This is a genomic window from Rhodococcus sp. P4_E4, assembly GCF_056401575.1.
Genome location: NZ_JBFUJB010000010.1, coordinates 13314 through 34636 on the forward strand (window position 1 = coordinate 13314; position 21323 = coordinate 34636).

At 63.7% G+C, this 21323-nt stretch carries 21 protein-coding genes and 1 pseudogene; 13 read left to right on the plus strand and 9 right to left on the minus strand.

Going from position 1 to position 21323, the window contains the following annotated elements; translation table 11 throughout:
* Nucleotides 1–93: 93 nt before the first annotated feature.
* A complete protein-coding gene (gene glgC / locus AC1DVN_RS12890; RefSeq protein WP_003945185.1) occupies nucleotides 94–1308 on the plus strand; it encodes a glucose-1-phosphate adenylyltransferase in 1215 nt (404 codons plus the stop codon).
* Here the strand turns inward: glgC and AC1DVN_RS12895 are convergent.
* Entirely contained in the window at nucleotides 1305–1940 is a 636-nt protein-coding gene (locus tag AC1DVN_RS12895; protein WP_007736091.1) for an O-methyltransferase, read from the minus strand. The genes glgC and AC1DVN_RS12895 overlap by 4 nt on opposite strands.
* A gap of 330 nt (nucleotides 1941–2270) precedes the next feature.
* Between AC1DVN_RS12895 and sigE the strand changes: the two genes are divergently transcribed.
* From sigE to tatB, 4 genes are all read left to right on the plus strand, one after another.
* Entirely contained in the window at nucleotides 2271–2867 is a 597-nt protein-coding gene (gene sigE / locus AC1DVN_RS12900; RefSeq protein WP_029255812.1) for an RNA polymerase sigma factor SigE, read from the plus strand.
* A gap of 52 nt (nucleotides 2868–2919) precedes the next feature.
* Nucleotides 2920–3279: a hypothetical protein gene (locus AC1DVN_RS12905; protein WP_020970204.1), complete on the plus strand. Its 360-nt coding sequence runs from the start codon at nucleotides 2920–2922 to the stop codon at nucleotides 3277–3279.
* Between the two features lie 99 nt (nucleotides 3280–3378).
* A complete protein-coding gene (locus tag AC1DVN_RS12910) occupies nucleotides 3379–4857 on the plus strand; it encodes a S1C family serine protease (RefSeq protein ID WP_046378902.1) in 1479 nt (492 codons plus the stop codon).
* 74 nt (nucleotides 4858–4931) lie between these two features.
* The gene (gene tatB / locus AC1DVN_RS12915) at nucleotides 4932–5324 is read left to right on the plus strand and encodes a Sec-independent protein translocase protein TatB (RefSeq protein ID WP_003945177.1); all 393 of its coding nucleotides are present in this window, start codon (nucleotides 4932–4934) and stop codon (nucleotides 5322–5324) included.
* Nucleotides 5325–5366: 42 nt separating this feature from the next.
* Here tatB and AC1DVN_RS12920 read toward each other — a convergent pair.
* The 5 genes and pseudogenes from AC1DVN_RS12920 to AC1DVN_RS12940 all read right to left on the minus strand — a co-directional run.
* Nucleotides 5367–6416: pseudogene (locus AC1DVN_RS12920) on the minus strand (Mrp/NBP35 family ATP-binding protein); the annotation flags it as partial.
* Between the two features lie 24 nt (nucleotides 6417–6440).
* The gene (locus AC1DVN_RS12925) at nucleotides 6441–7304 is read right to left on the minus strand and encodes a lytic transglycosylase domain-containing protein (protein WP_003945171.1); all 864 of its coding nucleotides are present in this window, start codon (nucleotides 7302–7304) and stop codon (nucleotides 6441–6443) included.
* Nucleotides 7305–7449: 145 nt separating this feature from the next.
* A complete protein-coding gene (locus tag AC1DVN_RS12930; protein WP_477993879.1) occupies nucleotides 7450–8865 on the minus strand; it encodes a lytic transglycosylase domain-containing protein in 1416 nt (471 codons plus the stop codon).
* A 115-nt stretch (nucleotides 8866–8980) separates the two neighbouring features.
* Nucleotides 8981–9523: a DUF1003 domain-containing protein gene (locus tag AC1DVN_RS12935; protein ID WP_003945067.1), complete on the minus strand. Its 543-nt coding sequence runs from the start codon at nucleotides 9521–9523 to the stop codon at nucleotides 8981–8983.
* Nucleotides 9520–10806 (minus strand): magnesium transporter MgtE N-terminal domain-containing protein, encoded by a 1287-nt coding sequence (locus tag AC1DVN_RS12940; protein ID WP_019749352.1) that lies wholly within the window; start codon nucleotides 10804–10806, stop codon nucleotides 9520–9522. The genes AC1DVN_RS12935 and AC1DVN_RS12940 overlap by 4 nt, the downstream gene beginning before the upstream one ends.
* A 72-nt stretch (nucleotides 10807–10878) precedes the next feature.
* Here AC1DVN_RS12940 and AC1DVN_RS12945 point away from each other — a divergent pair, with 72 nt between their 5' ends.
* From AC1DVN_RS12945 to AC1DVN_RS12970, 6 genes are all read left to right on the plus strand, one after another.
* Nucleotides 10879–11841 (plus strand): HpcH/HpaI aldolase/citrate lyase family protein, encoded by a 963-nt coding sequence (locus tag AC1DVN_RS12945; RefSeq protein WP_020908461.1) that lies wholly within the window; start codon nucleotides 10879–10881, stop codon nucleotides 11839–11841.
* Nucleotides 11842–11947: 106 nt separating this feature from the next.
* Nucleotides 11948–12442 (plus strand): general stress protein, encoded by a 495-nt coding sequence (locus tag AC1DVN_RS12950; RefSeq protein ID WP_003945065.1) that lies wholly within the window; start codon nucleotides 11948–11950, stop codon nucleotides 12440–12442.
* A gap of 226 nt (nucleotides 12443–12668) precedes the next feature.
* Nucleotides 12669–14006, plus strand: coding sequence for an ABC transporter substrate-binding protein (locus AC1DVN_RS12955; RefSeq protein WP_024487780.1), 1338 nt, complete (start codon nucleotides 12669–12671; stop codon nucleotides 14004–14006).
* 80 nt (nucleotides 14007–14086) lie between these two features.
* Nucleotides 14087–14968, plus strand: coding sequence for a carbohydrate ABC transporter permease (locus AC1DVN_RS12960; RefSeq protein WP_044480569.1), 882 nt, complete (start codon nucleotides 14087–14089; stop codon nucleotides 14966–14968).
* A 1-nt stretch (nucleotide 14969) separates the two neighbouring features.
* On the plus strand, nucleotides 14970–15800 hold the full coding sequence (locus tag AC1DVN_RS12965; protein ID WP_019749348.1) for a carbohydrate ABC transporter permease: 831 nt from the start codon (nucleotides 14970–14972) through the stop codon (nucleotides 15798–15800).
* A 4-nt stretch (nucleotides 15801–15804) separates the two neighbouring features.
* Entirely contained in the window at nucleotides 15805–16974 is a 1170-nt protein-coding gene (locus AC1DVN_RS12970; RefSeq protein ID WP_020908458.1) for an ABC transporter ATP-binding protein, read from the plus strand.
* A gap of 3 nt (nucleotides 16975–16977) precedes the next feature.
* On the opposite strand, the gene AC1DVN_RS12975 is transcribed toward AC1DVN_RS12970, so the two are convergent.
* Nucleotides 16978–17214 carry a hypothetical protein gene (locus tag AC1DVN_RS12975; RefSeq protein ID WP_202022982.1) on the minus strand — a complete coding sequence of 79 codons (237 nt, stop codon included), beginning with the start codon at nucleotides 17212–17214 and terminating at the stop codon, nucleotides 16978–16980.
* Nucleotides 17215–17340: 126 nt separating this feature from the next.
* Between AC1DVN_RS12975 and AC1DVN_RS12980 the strand changes: the two genes are divergently transcribed.
* Both AC1DVN_RS12980 and AC1DVN_RS12985 read left to right on the plus strand, forming a co-directional pair.
* Complete coding sequence (locus AC1DVN_RS12980; protein WP_046379974.1) at nucleotides 17341–18606, plus strand: sensor histidine kinase; 1266 nt, start codon at nucleotides 17341–17343, stop codon at nucleotides 18604–18606.
* A gap of 10 nt (nucleotides 18607–18616) precedes the next feature.
* Entirely contained in the window at nucleotides 18617–19723 is a 1107-nt protein-coding gene (locus AC1DVN_RS12985) for a winged helix DNA-binding domain-containing protein (protein ID WP_477993880.1), read from the plus strand.
* Here AC1DVN_RS12985 and AC1DVN_RS12990 read toward each other — a convergent pair.
* Together AC1DVN_RS12990 and AC1DVN_RS12995 are read right to left on the minus strand one after the other, a co-directional pair.
* Entirely contained in the window at nucleotides 19716–20579 is an 864-nt protein-coding gene (locus AC1DVN_RS12990) for a hypothetical protein (protein ID WP_003945080.1), read from the minus strand. The two genes, AC1DVN_RS12985 and AC1DVN_RS12990, sit on opposite strands and share 8 nt — an antisense overlap.
* Nucleotides 20569–21267: a metallophosphoesterase family protein gene (locus tag AC1DVN_RS12995; protein WP_477993902.1), complete on the minus strand. Its 699-nt coding sequence runs from the start codon at nucleotides 21265–21267 to the stop codon at nucleotides 20569–20571. Before AC1DVN_RS12995 ends, AC1DVN_RS12990 begins: the two co-directional genes overlap by 11 nt.
* Between the last annotated feature and the right edge of the window lie 56 nt (nucleotides 21268–21323).

Below are 21323 nucleotides of genomic sequence, written 5' to 3' on the forward strand. Positions count from 1 at the left end.
TCGCGTTATCCCCGACCGTTCGGAGGGGGACACGATCGGACCTCTCGGACTGCTTCGCTAGCGGGAGTTCACCAGTGCGGATAGGTTAGCGGTGTGAGAAGCCAGCCGCATGTGCTTGGAATCGTGCTCGCCGGGGGCGAGGGCAAACGCTTGTATCCGCTGACCGCGGACAGAGCGAAGCCCGCAGTGCCCTTCGGAGGTGCATATCGACTTATCGACTTCGTGTTGAGCAACCTTGTCAACGCGGGATATCTGCGTATTTGTGTGTTGACGCAATACAAGTCACATTCACTCGACCGTCACATTTCGCAGACGTGGCGATTGTCCGGGTTCGCGGGTGAGTACATCACTCCGGTCCCGGCCCAGCAGCGGCTCGGGCCGCGCTGGTACACCGGCAGTGCCGACGCAATCCTGCAGTCGCTCAATCTCGTTTACGACGAGGACCCCGAGTACATCGTGGTTTTCGGTGCCGACCACGTGTACCGGATGGATCCGGAACAGATGGTGCAGCACCACATCGAATCCGGGGCAGGCGTGACGGTCGCGGGTATTCGTGTACCGCGAAGTGAGGCTTTCGCTTTCGGCTGCATCGACAGTGACGAGTCCGGACGCATCACGCAGTTCCTGGAAAAGCCCGCCCATCCTCCCGGCACACCGGACGACCCAAATTCCACGTTCGCGTCCATGGGTAACTATGTGTTCACCACCAAGGTGCTCGTGGACGCCATCCGCGCTGATTCCGAGAACTCCGATTCCGACCACGACATGGGCGGAGACATCATTCCCGCCTTGGTCGCGGCGGGTGAGGCGTCGGTCTACGACTTCAAGGACAACGTCGTTCCCGGCGCTACCGATCGAGACCGCGGTTACTGGCGTGACGTCGGTACCCTCGACGCCTTCTACGACGCTCACATGGACCTCGTGTCGGTGCACCCGATCTTCAATCTCTACAACCGTCGCTGGCCCATCCGCGGCGCCACCGAGAATCTTGCGCCCGCCAAGTTCGTGAAGGGCGGACTCGCGCAGGAATCGGTGGTCGGTGCGGGGTCGATCCTGTCCGCGGCGACCGTGCGCAATTCGGTACTCAGTTCCAATGTGATGATCGAGGACGGTGCGACCGTCGAGGGCAGCGTGCTGATGCCGGGTGTGCGCATCGGCAAGGGCGCCGTCGTGCGGCGCGCGATCCTCGACAAGAACGTCGTGGTCGGTGACGGCGAAATCATCGGCGTCGATCTCGAACGTGACCGCGAACGATTTGCCGTCAGTCAGGGTGGCGTCGTCGCCATCGGTAAGGGCGTCTGGATCTAGAGCTTGCTCGCGCAGAGGAGGCCGTCGCCGAGGGGGAGGAGGACTCGAATGAGTCGCTCGTCCTCGGTTACGGCCTTTGCTGCTTCTCGGACCGCAACCGTTGTCGCGTCGCGAGCGGAGCTGTCGGCAACGCGGCCGTCGGCCAGGGCGTTGTGCAGAACGATGACACCGCCGGAGCGCAGCAGGCGGACACCTTCGCGGACGTAGTGGGGGTGGTCGATCGCGGCGCAGTCGACGAACACCAGGTCGTAGCCGCCGTCCGCGAGCCGGGGAAGTACGTCGAGAGCCCGTCCGTTGATCAGGCGAGTGCGTGCCGGAGCGATTCCGCTTTCGCGGAAGGTCAGCTTGGCAGCCCGCTGGTGTTCGGGTTCACTGTCGATCGTGGTCAGGACGCCGTCGTCGCGCATTCCGTGCAGAAGCCACAGGCTGCTCACGCCGGCTCCGGTACCCACCTCGACGGCCGTCTTCGCGTCGAGCATCCTCGCGAACATCGCGAGCGTCGCACCGACGGCGGGCGTCACCGGATGGGCTCCGAGATCCAGCGCTCGATCTCGCGCCGCGGTCAAAATCTCGTCCTCGGAAACTACGTCCTCGACGTGGCGGAGTATCTGTTCGGCGTGGGTCACGCTCATGAGGTTATCGGGCGGTTCGGATTGTCGCTGCAAGGCGCGCAGTCACCAGGATTCTCAGGAATCCCTCAGGCTCCTCATATGGCGTGCACACCGCGATGAGAAAAGGTGTATACATCGCCGGATCGAAGATCGCACGGCGGTATCGATTTTTACCAAGTTGGTCCTTCGCAGCTCGGTGATCGGGAACAAATCACAGCAACGGCTGGTTCTCCCGAATATCGCGCACTACGTGATTCGGACAACGCGGTGATCGAACTACGCGATCCCGAGCAGGAGGATCAACTTATTTACCAGGTCAACGACGAGCCTCGCCCTCGAGAGTCGGAAGTTTTGACGACGGAATCGGCTGTGGATTCCGAATTGATCGGCACTGCTGTGTTCGATGCAACTGGTGAGAAGTCCTCCATGCCGTCTTGGGACGAACTCGTGCGTCAGCACGGTGACCGGGTGTACCGCCTGGCCTACCGGTTGTCAGGCGATGCCCAGGACGCCGAGGACTTGACGCAGGACACATTCATTCGGGTGTTCCGCTCGCTCTCCGATTATCAGCCCGGAACTTTCGAGGGCTGGCTGCACCGCATCACCACAAACCTGTTCCTCGACATGGTTCGCCGACGCAACCGTATCCGTATGGAAGCGCTGCCCGAGGACTACGACCGCGTTCCCTCGCCCGGTCCGGACCCCGAGCAGATCTACCACGACGCGCGCCTCGACGCAGGTCTGCAGGCCGCACTTGACTCACTCGCACCTGAATTTCGCGCCGCTGTTGTGCTCTGTGACATCGAAGGTCTGTCGTACGAGGAAATCGGTGCCACACTGGGAGTGAAGCTCGGAACGGTTCGTAGCCGTATCCATCGTGGGCGACAGGCGATTCGTGATCATCTGGCAGCGCAGCGCGCAGCCGAATCCGAACTCGTCGGTTTCTGACGGTCGGGTTCGAGCTACAGAGCGGGACGTGGTCAATCACCTGGAGGGACGAATGACGGAGGCGCGGGCACATCGCCAGTTCGGTTCGACCGAACATCTGGCCAGCGAGGCAATCGCTGCCTACGTCGACGGAGAACTCCGAATGCAGGCCTACTTGCGGGCCTCGCATCACATCTCGATCTGCGCCGAGTGCGCGGCGGCCGTCGATGCTCAGCAGCAGGCACGTGGTGCGCTGCGTCGAAGCGGCGAGATGACGATGCCGTTGTCCCTGGTTGGACTTCTCAGTCAGATTCCCTCGTGCAACAGTCCGACCACCGGACCCAATTCGGAAAACGCCGACGGTTCCGTCGGCAATCAGCCCGCAGGCTTTTCCACCATCAGCAAGCGGTTGTCCCGTCGCTGGCGCAAATGACGCCGCGCGCGCTGGCGCAAATGACGCCGCGCGCCAGCTTCCCGGCACGGATCAGTGATACTGGACAACGTGACTGACGGAAAGAGGGGGCACTCCGGAGTGAGCTCGGATTCTTCGGCAAGCGGTTCGGCGGATCGACCGGCAGATGCGCCGGTGCTCGATCCTCGGCCGGTGTACCGACCTCAGATCGATCCGGCCTCGCGCCAGGTGTTCGGTCGACCGAGTGGAGTCGAGGGCTCGTTCACTCCGATTGCCACGCGATCGACCCCGTCTTCCGATGTCGTGATCGGGAATCCGGACCCAGTTCTGGCCGAAGCGTTCGGTCGACCCGCTGACGCCACCGAGTCGATCGGTCGCGATCCCGAGGCGTCGGCGAACAACACACCCGACGAAGAACCCCCGCGTGATCCGTGGCGCGATCCTGAATCCGAGGTCTCGCTGGGCAAGCCTGCAGAGTCCGAGGCGCCGGTGCGGTTGCCTCCCGCCCAGAAGCTCGACGTGCGTGAGCTGTTGTTCGGTCGCAAGGTCGCCCCCTCAGCACTGGCCGCGCTTGCGGGCATGGCACTTGTCATCGCTCTTGTCGGTGGCTTGCTCGCCACTGTCATCACCGCCGATCGCAGTTCACTCACCAGCTCACGTGTCACGCTCGTTCAATCCGGCGGCGGTGAACAGCCGGAGTCGCAGGTGGCGAAGGTCGCCGACGCAGTGCTGCCTTCCGTGGTGTCGATTCAGGTCGCCGTCGGTGACCAGGGAAGTACCGGCTCCGGTGTGGTCATCTCGGGTGAGGGGTACATCGTCACCAACAACCACGTGATCTCCTCGGCAGTACCGCCCGCTCAGGACGCGAAGATCCAGGTGATCTTCTCCGACGGAACCAAGACCGATGCCCAGATCGTCGGACGTGACGTCAAGACAGACCTCGCGGTGCTCAAGGTGTCGGCCAACAATCTGACGGTCGCTCAGCTCGGAAAATCCGAGGATGTTCAGGTCGGCGACGACGTCGTCGCCGTCGGCTCACCGCTCGGATTGAGCAAGACTGTCACCCGCGGAATTGTCAGTGCGCTGAACCGGCCTCTGCGTTTGTCGGGTGAAGGCACCGACACCAACGCCGTCATCGACGCCGTCCAGACCGATGCGGCGATCAACCACGGCAACTCGGGTGGTGCACTCGTCGACGACGAAGCCCGCGTCATCGGTATCAACACGGCCATGCTCAGCGAGTCCGGTGGTTCGGTCGGGCTCGGCTTCGCGATTCCGATCGATACGGTCACCGAGGTGGCGCAGACCATCATTCGCGACGGCAAGGTTCATCACCCCGACATCGGCGTGAATGCCCGCACCGCGGTCAACGACGCGACCAGCGGTGCTGCGGTGGCCAACGTCCGCGACGGCAGCCCAGCTCAACGTGCGGGGATCGTCGAGGGTGACGTCATCGTCAAGGTCGGTGACCGACCGGTGACGAGTGCCGACGAACTGGTGGTTGCGGTCAACGCGACGACCGTCGATCAGCCGGTCAACGTCCAGTTGATCCGCGACGGACGGCAGGTCGACATTTCGGTCACGCCTGTGTCCGACTGATCGGACCCTGCGATCTTCCTGTGAGGTTGATCCGGACATGCGCGCACCGAGCGAGCACACAGTAGGCTGACCCTGTGTTTGGCAACATCGGTTGGGGCGAGTTCATGATCCTCCTCGTAGCGGCTCTGGTCATCTTGGGACCTGAGCGGCTTCCTGGTGCGGTCTCCTGGGTCACGAAGTCCCTGAGGCAGGTGCGCGAATATGCTTCGGGCGCTTCCAATCAGCTCAAGGAAGAACTGGGCACCGATTTCGAGGATCTGCGTAAACCACTCGCAGATCTGAACAAGCTGCGCGGAATGACGCCGCGCGCTGTGATCACCCAGCACCTTCTCGACGGCGACGATTCCATCTTCACGGGCAACTTCGACAAGAAGCCGCAGAGCGGAGTGCAGGAGCCGAAGACGCTGTCGAAGGACAAGCCACTCACCGCGGGCGAACGTCCTCCTGTGGACTTCGACGCAACCTAGATTCGATATGCGAAAGGGCGCCTGTCACCGATCGGTGACAGGTGCGATGGCCGCGGGTGAATCGGGAGCGCTGAGGACGATCGGCGTCCCGGCGTCGCCTGCCTCGCGGACGGACGGGTCCAGCGGAATCTGTCCGAGAAGCGGAACCTTGGCGCCGACGGCCTTCGTGAGGCGATCGGAGACGGTCTGCCCGCCGCCTTCGCCGAACACGTCCATGCGGGTGCCGTCGGGAAGTTCGAGCCACGACATGTTCTCGACGACGCCGGCGACGCGCTGGCGGGTCTGCAGGGCGATGGCGCCCGCTCGCTCGGCGACCTCGGCAGCGGCCTGCTGCGGTGTGGTGACGACCAGGATCTCGGCGCTCGGGATGAGCTGAGCCACCGAGATGGCGATGTCACCGGTGCCTGGCGGCAGATCGAGAAGCAGCACGTCCAGATCGCCCCAGAACACGTCGGCGAGGAACTGCTGGAGCGCGCGGTGAAGCATCGGTCCGCGCCAGACGACAGGAGTGTTGCCCTGGGTGAACTGCGCGATGGAGATCATCTTCACGTCGTGTGCAACCGGCGGCATGATCATGCGCTCGACCTGAGTGGGCTTGGCGTCGGTGCCGAGCATGCGGGGGATCGAGTGACCGTAGATATCCGCGTCGAGTACGCCGACAGACAGCCCGCGCGCGGCCATTGCTGCCGCGAGATTGACTGTCACACTGGACTTTCCGACGCCACCCTTGCCGGAGGCTACGGCGTAGACGCGGGTGAGTGAACCCGGCTGGGCGAACGGGATGACGGGTTCGGCGGAATCGCCGCGAAGCGACTTGCGGAGCTCGGTCCGCTGGGCGTCGTCCATGACGTCGAGTTCGACGCGGATCGCACCGACCCCGGCGACGTCGGCGACGGCCTTGGTGACGCGTTCGGTGATCTCGGTGCGCATCGGGCAACCGGCGGTCGTGAGATAGATGCCGATGTCGACGCTGTTGTCACTGGAGAGGGAGATCCCCTTGACCATCCCCAGCTCGGTGATGGGTTTGCGGATCTCTGGGTCCAGAACTCGCGCGAGCGCGGAGCGAACGTCGGACTCGGTCAGTACAGACATGACTCCATGGTAAGTCCAGGTAGGTCAGTGGATGCGCGGCAGGTCCGATGCGGCGGGCACGATGCCGGTGGAGTACCCGAGCGACCAGGCCAGAACGTTGGCAACGTAGGCGGCCGAGTTGTTGTAGCGGTGGATCGCGGAGGCAACCTGGGTTACGTCCTGCATGTTGAGTCCGCCGTCGCACAGGTACTTGCCGGTGGTCAGTGCGGAGTCGAAAAGGTTCTGGGGGTCGGCGATTCCGTCACCGTTGCCGTCGCCGGCGTACTGGTTCCAGGTGGACGGGATGAACTGCATCGGGCCGACCGCGCGGTCGTAGACGGTGTCGCCGTCGAGGGCGCCGCCGTCGGTGTCCATGATGACGGCCTGGCCGGGAAGGCTGCCGTTGAGTGGCAGGCCGATCACGGGCTTGTAGAGGTTGCCGTTCGCGTCGGCGTCCTTGCCGTCGTTGGCGTGGCCGGATTCGACGCGGCCGATACCGGCGAGGAGTGTCCAGTGCATGTTGCAGTTGGGCTTCTCGACGGCGAGGATCCGCTCGGCGTTCTGGTATGCGGCGACGCTCACGCTCGGGATTCCGAGTGCGCCCTCGGCCATGGAGGCTGGGAGCGGGGGAGTCGCCTGCACGGGAGCCAACGGCGCGGGTTCCGGCGCGGGGGCGGGAGCGGGCTCGGCGATTGCTTCGACGGCGGGCAGAATCTGCGCTTGCGGTTCCTGCGTGGCTTGCGCGGCAGTGTCCACCGTTTCGGCGGAGCTGGTGTTGAAGAACGGAACCTTGGGAGCGGCGCCGGCCGTGTTGGCTGCGGTGACGAGTCCGATAGGGATGAGTCCGGTGAGCGCGATGACCGAATTTCGACGGATGTGCGAATCTGTCTTCTTGCTGTGCCGACCCACTGTGTATGCCTCCTGAACCTCCGCGAGGAGGTTTTCCGTTCAACTGACGGAGTCGAGGCTACCTGATTTGTTGCGCTTCCGTTATTCAACCGTGATCTGGAAGGGCAGTTTGGGGCATATGCACTGTTCTTTCGTGATTTTTTGGTTACAGAGCGGGCATGCCGGGAAGGCCCGGGAAGAACGGCGCGAATGCCGGAGCCGGGGCCGGGGCAGGTTCCGGTGCGGGGGCCGGTGCGGGTGACGGAGCGGGCTCAGGCGACGGGGCAGCCGGCGGCGAAGATTCCGCGGGCGCTGCGTCGGTGGTGGCGGCTACTGCCATTCCTGGGACCGTGCACGGCAGAAGGATGCCGTCCTGCAAGGCGTCGAGTGCTGCTGGATCCGGAAGGATCACGCACATGTCGTCGGGCCAGCGCCATCCCTCAGTCGTCAGAATCGGCCAGACGAGACCCCGTGAGGTGAGGACGGGGAGCGGGATGATCGGACCGGGAGCCGCGTTCCGGGCGGCGTTGGGTCCCGGAGTGGGGCTGGTCGGCGTTACTCCCGGCGGGATCAGTGCCTGGATCTCGGGTGAGAGCGCGGGCATGTCGGGCAGGCCTGGGAAGAGAGGGGGGGTGGTGGTCGGAGTCGTCGACGCAGATTCCTTGTCGCCTGCCGCCGGGTCGGTAGCTGCAGCAGCGGCGAGAACGGCCGAAGCGGCGGAGTCTGCCGAGGCGGCGGCGTTGATCGCCGAGCTGCCGGTGTTGATGCCGGTGGTGTACGGGAGCTGGCCGGAAGGAATGACACCGTTCTTGTATGCCGTCGACCACATGATCACGTTTGCCGCGTAGGCGGCCGAGTTGTTGTACCGCAGAACAGCTTTGGTCTCCTGGGCGACATCGCGCAGGTTGAGGCCGCCGCTGCAGAGGTACTTCGCTGCCGAGAGCGCCGCATCGAAGACGTTGTTGGGGTCCTTGATTCCGTCCCCGTTGCCGTCGCTGGCATAACCGGCCCAGGTGGCCGGAATGAACTGCATCGGCCCGACAGCGCGGTCGTGGGTCGGGTCTCCGTCGATCGCGCCCTTGTCGGTGTCCCGAATGACTTCGTTGCCTGCCAGCCGTCCGTCGAGGACAGGGCCGAGGATCGGGGTGACCGTCGTACCCACCGACGTCGTCTTGCCGCCGTTGGCGTGACCGGATTCGATGCGTCCGATGCCGGCCAGGAGATGCCAGGGGATGCCGCAGCCCGGCGCCTCGGTCATCATCACCAGTTCGGCGGAGCGGTACGCGTTCAGAACGATCTCGGGGATGCCCAGAGAGGTGAGGACGACGGCCGCAGCGTTGGGCGCTGCCGGAGCGCCGGCGACCGTATCGCTGGGTGGGGCCGATCGTTGCGTTCGGACGGTGCGGGGCGTCGGGAGGAAGTCGACAGAGTCCGGCTGCGCAACGGAGGCGGAGCCTGCGAGGGCGATGGGGACCTGCGACCCGCCGGATGGTGCGCTTCCGGCCGTGAGGGCTGCTGGACCTGTTACGACAAGCAGTCCCCCCACCAGTGTGGATGCTGCAATCATTCCGCGTACTCGCACGATTCCCCTTTGCTGGTGCTCCCGCCTCGGAGTACCCACCGTGATAATCCATCCTGCTGTGACTTACGTTACATATCGGTCACGGTGCGTGCAGCAAAACTCAGCGAACGCTCAGCTAGTTGTGACTTTGTTTCGCAGTATTCGAGTCACGGTGCTTCTTCTTCGGGGTCGGTTCGCCGTCGGCGGCAAGGATCGACTTGATCTCCTCGAGCTCCCGCCGCAGGTAGTCGCGGGTGGCGACCTCGCCGACGGCGATGCGCAGCGCTGCGAGTTCGCGAGCGAGGAATTCAGTGTCCGCTTTGGTTTGCTCGGCGCGTGAGCGGTCCTCCTCGAGCGAGACCCGGTCGCGATTCTCCTGACGATTCTGGGCCAGGAGGATCAGCGGCGCCGCGTAGGCGGCCTGGGTGGAGAAGGCGAGGTTGAGCAGGATGAACGGATACGGGTCCCACTGCAGCGCCACCGCGAACACGTTGATCAGGATCCAGACGATCACGATGATCGTCTGGATCGCGAGATAACGCCCGGTACCGAGGAAGCGGGCGATGCGTTCACTGACGCGTCCGACAGCTTCGACGTCGAAATCGAGATTGAACCGGCGGCTTCCGCGAGGCGTTTCCAGTCGTTGCCGTGCGGTCGTGCTCGACGCCCGTTCGCTCATCGGAGTAGTTCCTCGTCGTCGGAGTAATCCTCACGCCAGTCTTCCGGCAGGAGGTGATCGAGCACGTCGTCGACTGTCACGGCCCCGATCAGGTGGTTCTCGTCGTCCACGACCGGCCCGCACACCAAGTTGTAGGTCGCGAAGTATCGGGTGACCGACGCCAGCGAGTCGTCCGGCGCCAACCGGGGCATGTCGGTGTCGAGTATTCCGCCCACAAGGCTGGCGGGAGGCTCGCGGAGAAGCTTCTGCAAGTGGACGCAGCCGAGATACCGCCCGGTCGGAGTCGCCGTCGGCGGACGTACGACGAAGACCATGCTCGACAGCGCCGGGGTCACGTCGTAGTTGCGGGCGCGGGCAAGGGCCTCGGCGACGGTCGTCGAGGCCGTCAGTACCACCGGTTCGGGCGTCATCAGACCACCGGCAGTGTCCGGGGAGTGCTCGAGCAGGCGTCGAACAGGTTCGGAATCCTGCGGGTCCATCAACTGCAACAGTGATTCGGCTTCGGTCTCGGGCAGCTCGCCCAACAGGTCGGCGGCGTCGTCGGGATCCATCGCTTCGAGTAGATCGGCGGCACGTTCGACTTCCAGGTGCATCAGCAGATCGGTCTGGTCGTCCGCCGGCAGTTCCTGCACGACGTCGGCGAGGCGTTCGTCGTCGAGTGCCACGGCCAGTTCGTGGCGGCGCTTCTCCGGCAGTTCCCGCATGGCGTTGGCCACATCGGCGGGTCGCATCCCTTCGTACTGCAGAAGGAGGTGAGCTACGCCCTGGCCGGGGAGCGAGAGATCGCTCTGGGTGAGGCCGGCGACGTGCTGCCAGTCGACGATGTGAATCGCCGCGCGTCGACCGAGGCGTCCGCGATGGCCGCGAACGGCGACCTTCGAGACCACCCAGTCTCGCGTTCGCGTCGATTCGATCCCGAGGTCGACGACTATCGTGTCGACGCCGTGAAGCTCCTCGAGTTCCGGGTCGTCCACGCGCACATGCGAATCGAGTACCTGCGCCAGCGCGAGTACTTCACCCGGCCGCTGGTTGAAGCGCCGCAAACTGACGTTGCCCGTGGTCAGGGTGACCGCACTCGGCTCGATGGCTGTCACGCGGAGCATCGGAACGAAAATGCGTTTGCGCGTGAACATTTCGATCACCAGACCGAGAACCCGCGGTTGCTGGCGTCCGATACGGACCGTGATGACGACGTCGCGCACACGACCGATCGATTCGCCGTCCGGGCCGAGTACAACCAGGCCGGCAAGCCTGGCTGCAAATACCTTGCCTGCTGCTGCCATGATTGCAAGGCTAATTCGTCCAGCGTCAAAATCTGCAACGGCGCCACCGAAAATCGAGAAGGGCAGTCCGCAATGACTTCACGCAACCGTTCCCGTCGATCGGTATTGGCAGTTCCCGGCAGCAGTCGGAAGATGATCGACAAGGCGAAGGGATTGCCCGCCGACGAGATCTTCCTCGACCTCGAAGACGCGGTGGCGCCGTTGGCGAAGCAGGCGGCACGAGAGTCGATCGGCGACGCGCTGGCCGAGGACGGGTGGGGCAAACAGGTCAAGGTCGTCCGAGTCAACGACTGGACCACCGAATGGACGTATGCCGACGTCGTGGAGGTGGTCGGCCGCGCCGGAGCGCATCTGGACGCCATTCTGCTGCCCAAGGTTCCCGACGCGAGTCACGTCCAGGCACTCGATTTGTTGTTGACGCAGGTCGAGAAGGCCAACGGTCTCGAGGTCGGCAAGATCGGAATCGAGCCGCAGATCGAGAACGCGATCGGCTTGACCAACATCGACGCGATCGCCACCGCGAGCCCCCGCGTCGAGGCACTCGTGTTCGGCCCGGCCGACTTCATGGCGAGCTTGAACATGCGAACTCTGGTCGTCGGTGAGCAACCGGACGGCTACGACCGCGGTGACGCGTATCACCACATCTTGATGACCATCTTGATGGCCGCACGTGCACACGGCGTCCAGGCGATCGACGGTCCGTACCTCCAGATTCGCGACGTCGAGGCTTTCACTCGGTCGGCGGCGCGGACGGCAGCGCTCGGCTTCGACGGCAAGTGGGTTCTGCATCCCACGCAGATCGAGGCGGCCAACGAGGTGTTCAGTCCGCGCCAATCCGATTACGACCGTGCAGAACTCATCTTGGACGCGTACGCGTTCCACACCTCGGCCGCCGGAGGAGGGCGGGGCGCCGTCATGCTCGGCGACGAGATGATCGACGAGGCGAGTCGCAAGATGGCACTGGTGATTTCGGCCAAGGGCCGCGCCGCGGGGATGACGCGCACGTCGGAATTCACGCCGCCCGAACACGCCTGACGCTCGCATAGCCGAACGAATCAGGTCTGTAAAGGGCACAATAGGGGTAGATGTACTTGCGTCATCCGCGTGGATGACGTGCCCGAAAAGAGGAGCGCTGCCAGCCATGTCCAATCCGCTCGGTCAATCGTCGAATGGGTCGCGCCGTGGAGCGTTGCCGACACCGCCTTCGGGATGGCCCATCGGGTCGTATCCCACCTACGCCGAGGCGCAGCGCGCAGTCGATTATCTCTCCGATCAAGAATTCCCGGTTCAGGACGTCACGATCGTCGGCGTGAACCTGATGCAGGTCGAGCGCGTTCTCGGCCGGTTGACGTGGGCCAAGGTGATCGGTGGTGGCATCGTCTCCGGTGCCTGGCTCGGTGTCTTCTTCGGCCTGGTGCTCGGAATCGTCACCGGCGGGTTCCTCGCTCCGCTGATCGCGGGCATCGTGGGCGGCATCATCTTCGGTGTCATCTCCACGACCATCCCGTACGCCGCGACGCGTGGGCAGCGGGACTTCGCCTCGACGATGCAGTTGGTCGCCGGACGTTACGACGTACTGTGTGAGCCCAAGACGGCGGAGTCTGCGCGCGACCTGCTCGCCAAGCTCGCCATCTGACATTCTCGCTCGGGCTGCCAACTTGTGTGATCTCGGTTACTTTATGTACACGCGGGCGAGGCAGTACTCCTTCCCGTGACCGTTTGCCGGACAAGGAAATAGGTCCCTTCTCCGGCAAAAGTGCCGATGTGTGGTGCGTCGGCCAGCCGAATCGACTGCGCCGTCTCGCCGCCCGAGGAGGACGGCTGTGCAGAACAAGAGATTGCAGGCGGGGCAGAAGAAGAAATTGAGGGTGGGGCTGCTCGGCGCGGCGACATTGTTGTTGGCGCCCTTGCTCAGTGCGTGTGGATCAGACAATGACGACGGCGTGGTGCTGTCCTTCTACACCGCCGCCGACGGCGCCGAGCAGTATGCGGAGGCCGCCGCCAATTGCTCGGCGGCGTCGAACGGCGCGTACCGGGTCGAGCAGAAAACTCTGCCCAAGGGTGCCGACGACCAGCGACTTCAGTTGGCCCGGCGTCTGACCGGTAATGACAAGTCGCTCGATCTGATGACGCTCGACGTGGTGTGGACTGCCGAATTCGCCGAAGCCGGATGGGCATTGCCGCTTCCTGACGACGTGGCGTCCGAGGTCAGCAACGGGACTCTCGAGGGTCCGCTGGAGTCGGCGAAGTGGCAGGACCAGCTCTATGCGGCGCCATTGAACACCAACACCCAATTGCTCTGGTATCGAAAGGATTTGATGCCGGACGGGCAACCACCCCAAACCTGGGATCAGATGATCGACATCTCCGAAGGCCTGGCCGCGGAGGGGCGCCCCAGCTGGATCGGTGTGCAGGGCAAGCAATACGAAGGATTGATGGTCTGGTTCAACACCCTTCTCGCCAGTGCCGGCGGATCGGTGGTGGGGCCCGACGGAACAACCGTGACGGTGGCCGACGGTGATGCTGCCCAGCAGGCGCTGACCGTCATGAAGCGCGTCGCCACCGCGAAGGGTGCGGATCCCTCGATCTCGCAGGGGGATGAAGCGTCGTCGCGACTGGGTATGGAGAGCGGCAAATCTGCCTTCCAGGTCAACTGGCCGTTCGTGCTGCCCGGCATCATGGAGAACGCCGAGAAGGGCGATCTGCCGTACATCGACGACAAGGGCAACGTCACCAGTGAGAACACCGGAAACACGGTGCTCACGGTGAACGGAGAACGGAATTTCCTTGCCGCTCCGTATCCCTCGGTGATCGAGGGTAAGCCGGCCGAGGTCACGATCGGCGGCTTCAACGTAGCGGTGGCCAAGACCAGCCAGCATCCGGACCTCGCGTTCGAGGCGCTCACCTGTCTGCGTAACGAGGAGAATCAGCGCAACAACGCGGTAGCCGGTGGCGTTCCGCCGACTCTCGAGAGCCTGTACGACGACCCGGCGTTCCAGGAGGCGTACCCGGCGTGGCGTGAGGTTCGCGACAGCCTGGACACCGCTTCGGTTCGTCCGGTTTCTCCTGCCTATCAGAGTATTTCGACGCTCATCACTGCCACGCTGAACCCTGTAGGAAACATCGATCCGGAATCGACCGTGAACGATCTTGCCGAGCAGGTACGCAAGGCAGTCAATTCCGAGGGGCTGATTCCGTGACGATCGACAGCGAAAATTCGGGAGCTGCACCAACAGTCGCGACGCCCTCGCCGGAGCCGAAGCACTCCGCGAAGTCGAAGATGTCGGACGGAAAGGCGGCCGAGCGTCGCCTCGGTCTCTGGCTGGTGGCCCCGGCCGCGATTCTCATGATCGCGGTGACCGCATATCCGGTGGTCTACGCCGTTTGGCTGAGTTTGCAGCGCTACGACCTGCGCTTCCCGGATCAACGAAAGTTCGTGTGGTTCGACAACTACGTGTCGGTGCTGACCGACGGTTACTGGTGGCAAGCGTTCGCGGTGACGACGTCGATCACTGTCGTCTCGGTCGTCATCGAGTTCGTTCTCGGACTGACCATCGCACTGGTGATGCACCGAACGATCGTGGGCAAGGGGCTCGTCCGCACCGTTGTGCTCATCCCGTACGGCATCGTCACCGTCGCGGCGGCATACAGCTGGTACTACGCGTGGACGCCGGGGACCGGCTACCTCGCCAATCTCCTGCCCGACGGCAGTGCGCCGCTCACCGACCAGATCCCGTCGCTCGCGATCATCGTCCTTGCCGAGGTCTGGAAGACGACGCCGTTCATGGCGCTGCTCCTGCTGGCCGGCTTGGCGCTCGTGCCCGATGACCTTCTCAAGGCGGCTCAGGTGGACGGCGCTGGCGCGTGGACCCGGTTGGTACGCATCATCCTTCCGCTGATGAAGCCCGCCATCCTCGTCGCTCTGCTGTTCCGCACACTCGACGCGTTCCGCATCTTCGACAACATCTACGTGCTGACGAAGGGAGCGAACGACACCGGGTCGGTGTCGATTCTGGGTTACGACAATCTGTTCAAAGCGTTCAACCTGGGCATCGGATCCGCGATCAGCGTGCTGATCTTCGTGTGTGTGGCCGTGATCGCGTTCATCTTCATCAAACTTTTCGGTGCTTCGGCTCCCGGATCCGATACGGAAGGACGCTGACATGACCGTGACTCCCAGACTCAAGATCAGCTGGTCCGTCGTCAACCTTCTGGTCTTGCTGTACGCGCTGGTTCCCGTCCTGTGGATCGCCAGCCTGTCCTTCAAACCGGCCGGAACGATCAAGGACGGCAAGTTCATTCCGGAGAAGTGGACCCTGGACAACTACCGAGGAATCTTCGACACCAGCGCCTTCACCAGTGCTCTGATCAACTCCATCGGTATCGGACTCATCTCGACGGTCATCGCCGTGGTGATCGGGACCATGGCGGCGTACGCCATTGCGCGCCTGGATTTTCCGGGCAAGAAGCTGCTGGTGGGTGTTGCACTGCTGATCGCGATGTTCCCGCAGATTTCATTGGTGAGCCCGTTGTTCGACATCGAACGACGGCTCGGACTCTTCGACACCTGGGCCGGACTCATTTTGCCGTACATCACCTTTGCGTTGCCGTTGGCGATCTATACGCTCTCGGCGTTCTTCAAAGAGATTCCGTGGGAACTCGAGAAGGCGGCTCAGATGGACGGCGCGACGCCGGGTCAGGCGTTCCGGAAGGTGGTGGCTCCACTGGCCGCGCCCGGTATCGTCACTGCGGGCATCTTGGTTTTCATCTTCTGCTGGAACGATCTGTTGTTCGCGATCTCGTTGACGTCGACCGAACGCTCCATCACCGCCCCTGCGGCCATCGCGAACTTCACCGGCGCTTCACAATTCGAGGAGCCCACCGGGTCGATCGCCGCGGCCGCCATGGTCATCACCATTCCGATCATCATCTTTGTTCTGTTCTTCCAACGTCGTATCGTGGCCGGGCTTACTTCCGGCGCAGTGAAGGGATAAGCCTGTGGCCGAGATCGTGCTGGACAAGGTGACCAAGCTGTACCCGGACGGAGCCAAGGCGGTCAGTGATGTCGACATCACCATCGCCGACGGAGAATTCATCATTCTCGTGGGCCCGTCCGGTTGTGGAAAATCCACGACCCTCAACATGATTGCCGGGCTGGAAGACATTTCGACCGGCGAGCTGAGGATTGCGGGTGAACGCGTCAACGAACGCGCCCCCAAGGACCGCGACATCGCGATGGTGTTCCAGTCGTATGCTCTGTATCCGCACATGACGGTGCGCCAGAACATCGCGTTCCCACTGACATTGGCGAAGATGTCCAAGGACGAGATCAACGCCAAGGTCGACGACGCAGCGCGGGTGCTCGACCTCACCCAGCATCTCGATCGCAAACCGGCGAACCTGTCGGGCGGTCAGCGTCAGCGTGTCGCGATGGGACGCGCAATCGTGCGCAGCCCGAAGGCGTTTCTCATGGACGAGCCGCTTTCCAACCTGGACGCCAAACTGCGCGTGCAGATGAGGACGGAGATCGCCCGTCTGCAGCAGCGACTCGGTACGACAACGATTTACGTGACCCACGACCAGACCGAGGCGATGACGCTCGGCGATCGGGTAGTCGTGCTGCGCGGCGGAATCGTGCAACAGATCGGTGCGCCGCAGGAACTCTACGATCGTCCGAACAATCTGTTCGTGGCGGGGTTCATCGGGTCCCCGTCCATGAACTTCTTCCCCGGACAGTTGACGGCGGACGGCGTCAGCACGCCGATCGGCGATGTTCGCCTGCCCGCGGCGGCGCAGTCGAAGATCTCGGGCAGCGGCTCGGGCAAGGACGTCGTGGTCGGTATCAGGCCGGAACATTTCGAGGACGTGGCGCTGGTCGATGCATCGCAGAAGCCACACGGTGGGACGTTCACCGTCGACGTCGACGTGCTGGAATCGATGGGTTCCGACAAGTACGCGTATTTCCTCGCTGGTGGCCCCGCCGTCAATTCTCGTGAACTCGAGGAACTCGCCGCCGATTCGGGAACGGCCGTCGCTGGTGGCGGTCAACTGGTTGCCAGGCTCTCGTCCGAGTCCACCGTGGCCCAGGGCAGGTCTATCGATCTGTGGTTCGATCCCGCCAAGATCGCAGTGTTCGACGGCGGTACGGGAGCCAATCTGCTGCTGTGACCGTTACCCGGGCAAGGTGACCGAATACGTCGCGCCCCAGGGGAGCGGTACCTGTTCGGGGCCGGGCGCAGCGTCGGCCGGCTCGGGTAGGGGGATCAGGCGGCCGAATTGTTCGTGATGGGTGGAGGCCGGGGCGGCTTGCGCTGTCCCGGCCACCACGGCGATCGGCGCCGCTGCCAGGGCGCCGGCGACGGCAAATCGAGTGGCGATGCGGCGCTTGCTTGCTCGGGTCGAGATCATGAGCACTCCTGCGTGGTTTCGAGGTTCGGTGAATGCTGTGCCATTCACGGTATTGCGGGTTGATTGTGAAATCTCGTGTGCGAAGCTCATTCACAGGGAACTGGGATGGGCGGCACAGGAGGACAGATGAACGAATCCTCGGTACGAACCGAGCACCTGCCCGGCGGCCCGGACCTCGAACGGATCATGCGCGAACACGCCTACCGCGGTGCGTACCTCCAACTGACGGTGCGCGGCGCTCTGGTGCTGTTCATCGCCCTGACACTGATCTTCGTCCCGCCGATGAACGACGCGGGATGGTGTTTCGCGATTCTGGGCGCCTATGCCCTCTGGTCGGCAGCCGTGGCGCTGTGGATCCGCAAAGGCGGCACCGGCCCGGTGACAATGATCTGGCTCGGCTTGTTCGTCGACCTCGCCGTGCTCGCAACTCTGACGTTGCTGACCGGTCTCGCAGCCGAGCAGAGTTGGACCGCCGACATCTTGAGCAACGGGCTCTTCGTCATTCCGGTTCTTGCGTGTACGCAACTGCGGACGGACGTGTGTGTCGGCGTCGTTGCCTGCACGATCGGCGTGTTTTTTGCTTCCAGTTGGGCAACGATGACTTCGAATTCCGAGCCGTGGCCGTCGATCCTGCTGAGTACCATGGCCTTGGCCGGGGTGGGTGCGGGCGCAATCGGATTGACTCGGATTCAAAGGTCGCGAGTGTTGACCATCGGGCACCTCGTCGGGCATCGCACGAGCCTTCTGGCCGAACTCATGGGGCTCGAGCAGCGTGAGCGCACAGAACTGTCCGAGCAATTGCACGACGGGGCGCTCCAGTACGTTCTCGCGGCGCGGATGGATCTCGACGAATTGGCAGGCAGTGCGGAACCCGTCGCGTTGGCGCGAGCCGGGAAAGCGCTCGGTGAAGCGACAACGCTGCTGAGATCGTCCGTCTCGGAACTGCATCCCACAGTTCTCGTCCACGTGGGTCTTGCCCGCGCGATCGGGGACCTCGCGCGCTCGGCGCAGGGACGCGGCGGAGTGGTGGTCGACGTCGACACTTCGGGCTGGAACGACGATTTACGCACGTCCGCGGACGAGGTCTTGTTCGGCGCCACCCGAGAGCTTCTGGGCAACGTCGTCAAACATGCCGGCGCGCAGAACGTCCGGATCGAGCTTGCGCGGCTGGACCACCGTGCGGTGCTCGTGGTCTCGGACGACGGTCGGGGGATCAGCGCCGATCGGATTGCCCAACGACGGGCCGCCGGGCACATCGGACTGCTCTCGCACGAACTGCGTGTGGTTGCCGCTGGTGGCTCGTTCTCGGTCGGACCGGGTGAAGGGTCCGGAACGCTCGCGCGAGTCGAGATACCGTTCGAGATCGTCACCGCCCCTGACCACGATCGTTGAGGAGTTGTCGATGTCTGCACTGATCACCGATCGCGAGCTCAACCTGGCGACTCTGGCGCGGCAGTTCCTGCTGCGGCGGGCCGAGGTCAGCGCGTTGGATGCGATCGAGCATCTGGCAGGTCTGCAGGCCCAGGCGCCGAATCCGCCCTACCTGGCACTGTGGGCGCGGCTGAAGAACTTTGCGGCAGAAGACCTCTCCACCCTTGTCGAGAAGCGCCAGGTGGTGCGGCTGGTTGCCATGCGGGGCACGGTCTTTGCCCTCTCGGCCGCCGATGCGGGTCCCTTCCGTGCCACGGTTCAGACGATCATGGAACGCGACCTCCACACCAACAGCACTCAGCGTGCGGCGCTCACCGGGTTGGATCTCGACGCGCTTGCGCAGGCGGGCCGTGACCTGGTAGCGGACGGGCCGCTCACTCAGATGCAGATGAGACCGATACTGGCAGAGCGCTTTCCCGGCCACGCGGCCGAGGGACTGGCGCACGGAGTTCGAGGGCTACTGCCGATGGTGCAGGTCCCACCGCGAGGTCTGTGGGGACGATCCGGAGCGCCGGCACTGACGACCTTGGAGAATTGGCTTGGCGCAGAGGTGAGTTCAACTCCAGATCCCGACGCAATGGTGCTGCGCTATCTGGCTGCCTTCGGGCCCGCGAGCGTGAAGGATGCGCAAGCGTGGTCGGGGCTCACGAGACTCGCCGAAGTCTTCGAGAGGCTACGTCCCGGCTTGATCACCTTTTTCAACGCGAAAGGGGCCGAGGTGTTCGACCTGCCGGACGCGCCACGACCGACCTCCGGAACACCGCCGGTCAGAATCCTTGCTCCGTTCGACAACATCCTGCTCTCGCACGCCGACCGCTCACGAATCATGGACGAGCAGTACCGAACTCGCGTCTTCACCGTCAACGGCATAATCAAGCCCGCCATCCTGGTGCGCGGAAAGGTGGTGGGATTCGCGACGGTGACGCCGGCCAAGGGGACAGTCGAGTTGAGCGCGACTCTGTTTGCGCAGCAACCGAAGACCGCGCTCGCGTCCATCGAGAAAGAAGCGCGTTCGTTGCTGAAGTTCATGCACCCGAAGATCCCGACCCGAGAGGTGCGGTTCGCTGTCGCTACGTAGCGGGCTTGTGCTTTCGCGGTGCTCGATCGCGTAGTTCGGCCACGATCTCGTCATTCCACATGTGCCGCCGCACCAGTCGGTACCGCTCCCGGGCGATCCACAAGTACGCTTCGGCGTCGGTGTGCTCGGGCAACATGTCGGCGCCCCTCAGCATTCGCACGACGGGGAGAAACTCCTCGCCGAACCAGCGCCGGGCGACCGTGTCTCGGCCGAGGAACTCACCCTTTTCCTGCATGAGCCGAAAACCCCACGCCTCCACGCACTCACTGAGTTCGGCGTACTCCCACGGGTCGGTGACCTGGACAGCTTCGCGTTGTGAACCCTGCAGCGGAACGCGAGTGAGGAAGAGTCGGCGATGGTCCTTGATGAGCAGATCGGCGCGCTGAGTGATGCCTTCCGGCGAGATGCGCGTGATGATCTCGGTGACGTACGCGTCGATTGTCTTCTGGTGCATCGCACACGCAATGGACACTCGGTGGTGTCCGTCGATCACGAAATGCATGGAGCCGACACGGTACAACTGAACGGGTGGCACCGATTCGCCGCGTCGTTGCGCCACCGCAAGTCGCTCCCAACGAGCGCGCGAATGAGTGGACGTCGGACGGAAGTACCTGTCGAAATCACCTGTGCGGTCGACACTTCCGACTATCGATTCGATGGTGACGACCTGTAGACCCAGAGACTTCTCACCAACCTTGCCGAGCGCTGCGACAACCTCGTCGAACGGCAGGATCGCGTTGACGTCGTCCGGTTCGCGTCGTAGCCAACTGACCAGACGGGCAACGTCGGCGCGTCGACGCTGACGAGCGAAGTCGTTTTCCGCGTCGGCTGTGGGAAATCCGGTGTCACGAGCCATGTCGGCGCCTCACGATCGTCGGCGGAGTACCTGGGGAAATCTCCATCAGCGTGAAGCCGACGGTATTGAGCACGATAGTCCGGCCTACCTCCAGATCGAGAGGTGTTCGCCCGTGCGGGTGGATGTGTCCGTGAATCATGACCGTCGGATCGAGGGTGTAGATCAAGGGGGTGAAGCATTCGAACCCACGATGTGGCCGATCCTCGGCGTCGCCGACACCGCGGGCGGGGCTGTGGGTGAGCAGCACATCCACGCCCGCCCGGCCGCCGGGAAGCCGCGATTGCCAGGCGTTTCGCCAGGTGAGCGAGCGGGCGCGTCGGCTCTGCTGGCGCTCGGACCACTGATTGGGACCCGTGTTGTATCGGATGGAACCACCGAGGCCCGCGATCCGCAGACCGGCGACGGTCACGATGCGTCCGTCGGCGTTGACTGCGCCGGTCGGGCCGGGCCACTGCGCCGGCATACCTGCCCGCATCCAACCGGATCTCTTGTTCGAATATCCGGACAGATCGACGTCGTGGTTTCCGGGAACGAACACGCACGGCGCATTCAGTTGGTCAGACAGGTACTCCAGATACGCAAACGGCAGGTCGCCCGCGCCGAGGATCACGTCGACTCCGAGTGAACGAACTTGACTGCTCCACAGGAATTCGACGGTCTCGTCGCTGACAGCGAGAACGGAGACCATTTCGACGACGCTACCGCCACCGCGAGGTATCTGCGCTGCGAACCTCGCGGGCACGG

Coding starts and splice junctions, on each gene's coding strand:
- AC1DVN_RS12995 (WP_477993902.1), bottom strand. CDS start 21,267: ATGGTCTCCGTTCTCGCTGTCAGCGACGAGACCGTCGAATTCCTGTGG.
- AC1DVN_RS12950 (WP_003945065.1), top strand. CDS start 11,948: ATGTCCAATCCGCTCGGTCAATCGTCGAATGGGTCGCGCCGTGGAGCG.
- AC1DVN_RS12895 (WP_007736091.1), bottom strand. CDS start 1,940: ATGAGCGTGACCCACGCCGAACAGATACTCCGCCACGTCGAGGACGTA.
- AC1DVN_RS12985 (WP_477993880.1), top strand. CDS start 18,617: ATGTCTGCACTGATCACCGATCGCGAGCTCAACCTGGCGACTCTGGCG.
- AC1DVN_RS12990 (WP_003945080.1), bottom strand. CDS start 20,579: ATGGCTCGTGACACCGGATTTCCCACAGCCGACGCGGAAAACGACTTC.
- AC1DVN_RS12960 (WP_044480569.1), top strand. CDS start 14,087: ATGTCGGACGGAAAGGCGGCCGAGCGTCGCCTCGGTCTCTGGCTGGTG.
- AC1DVN_RS12980 (WP_046379974.1), top strand. CDS start 17,341: ATGAACGAATCCTCGGTACGAACCGAGCACCTGCCCGGCGGCCCGGAC.
- AC1DVN_RS12905 (WP_020970204.1), top strand. CDS start 2,920: ATGACGGAGGCGCGGGCACATCGCCAGTTCGGTTCGACCGAACATCTG.
- AC1DVN_RS12965 (WP_019749348.1), top strand. CDS start 14,970: ATGACCGTGACTCCCAGACTCAAGATCAGCTGGTCCGTCGTCAACCTT.
- AC1DVN_RS12935 (WP_003945067.1), bottom strand. CDS start 9,523: ATGAGCGAACGGGCGTCGAGCACGACCGCACGGCAACGACTGGAAACG.
- AC1DVN_RS12940 (WP_019749352.1), bottom strand. CDS start 10,806: ATGGCAGCAGCAGGCAAGGTATTTGCAGCCAGGCTTGCCGGCCTGGTT.
- AC1DVN_RS12975 (WP_202022982.1), bottom strand. CDS start 17,214: ATGATCTCGACCCGAGCAAGCAAGCGCCGCATCGCCACTCGATTTGCC.
- AC1DVN_RS12945 (WP_020908461.1), top strand. CDS start 10,879: ATGACTTCACGCAACCGTTCCCGTCGATCGGTATTGGCAGTTCCCGGC.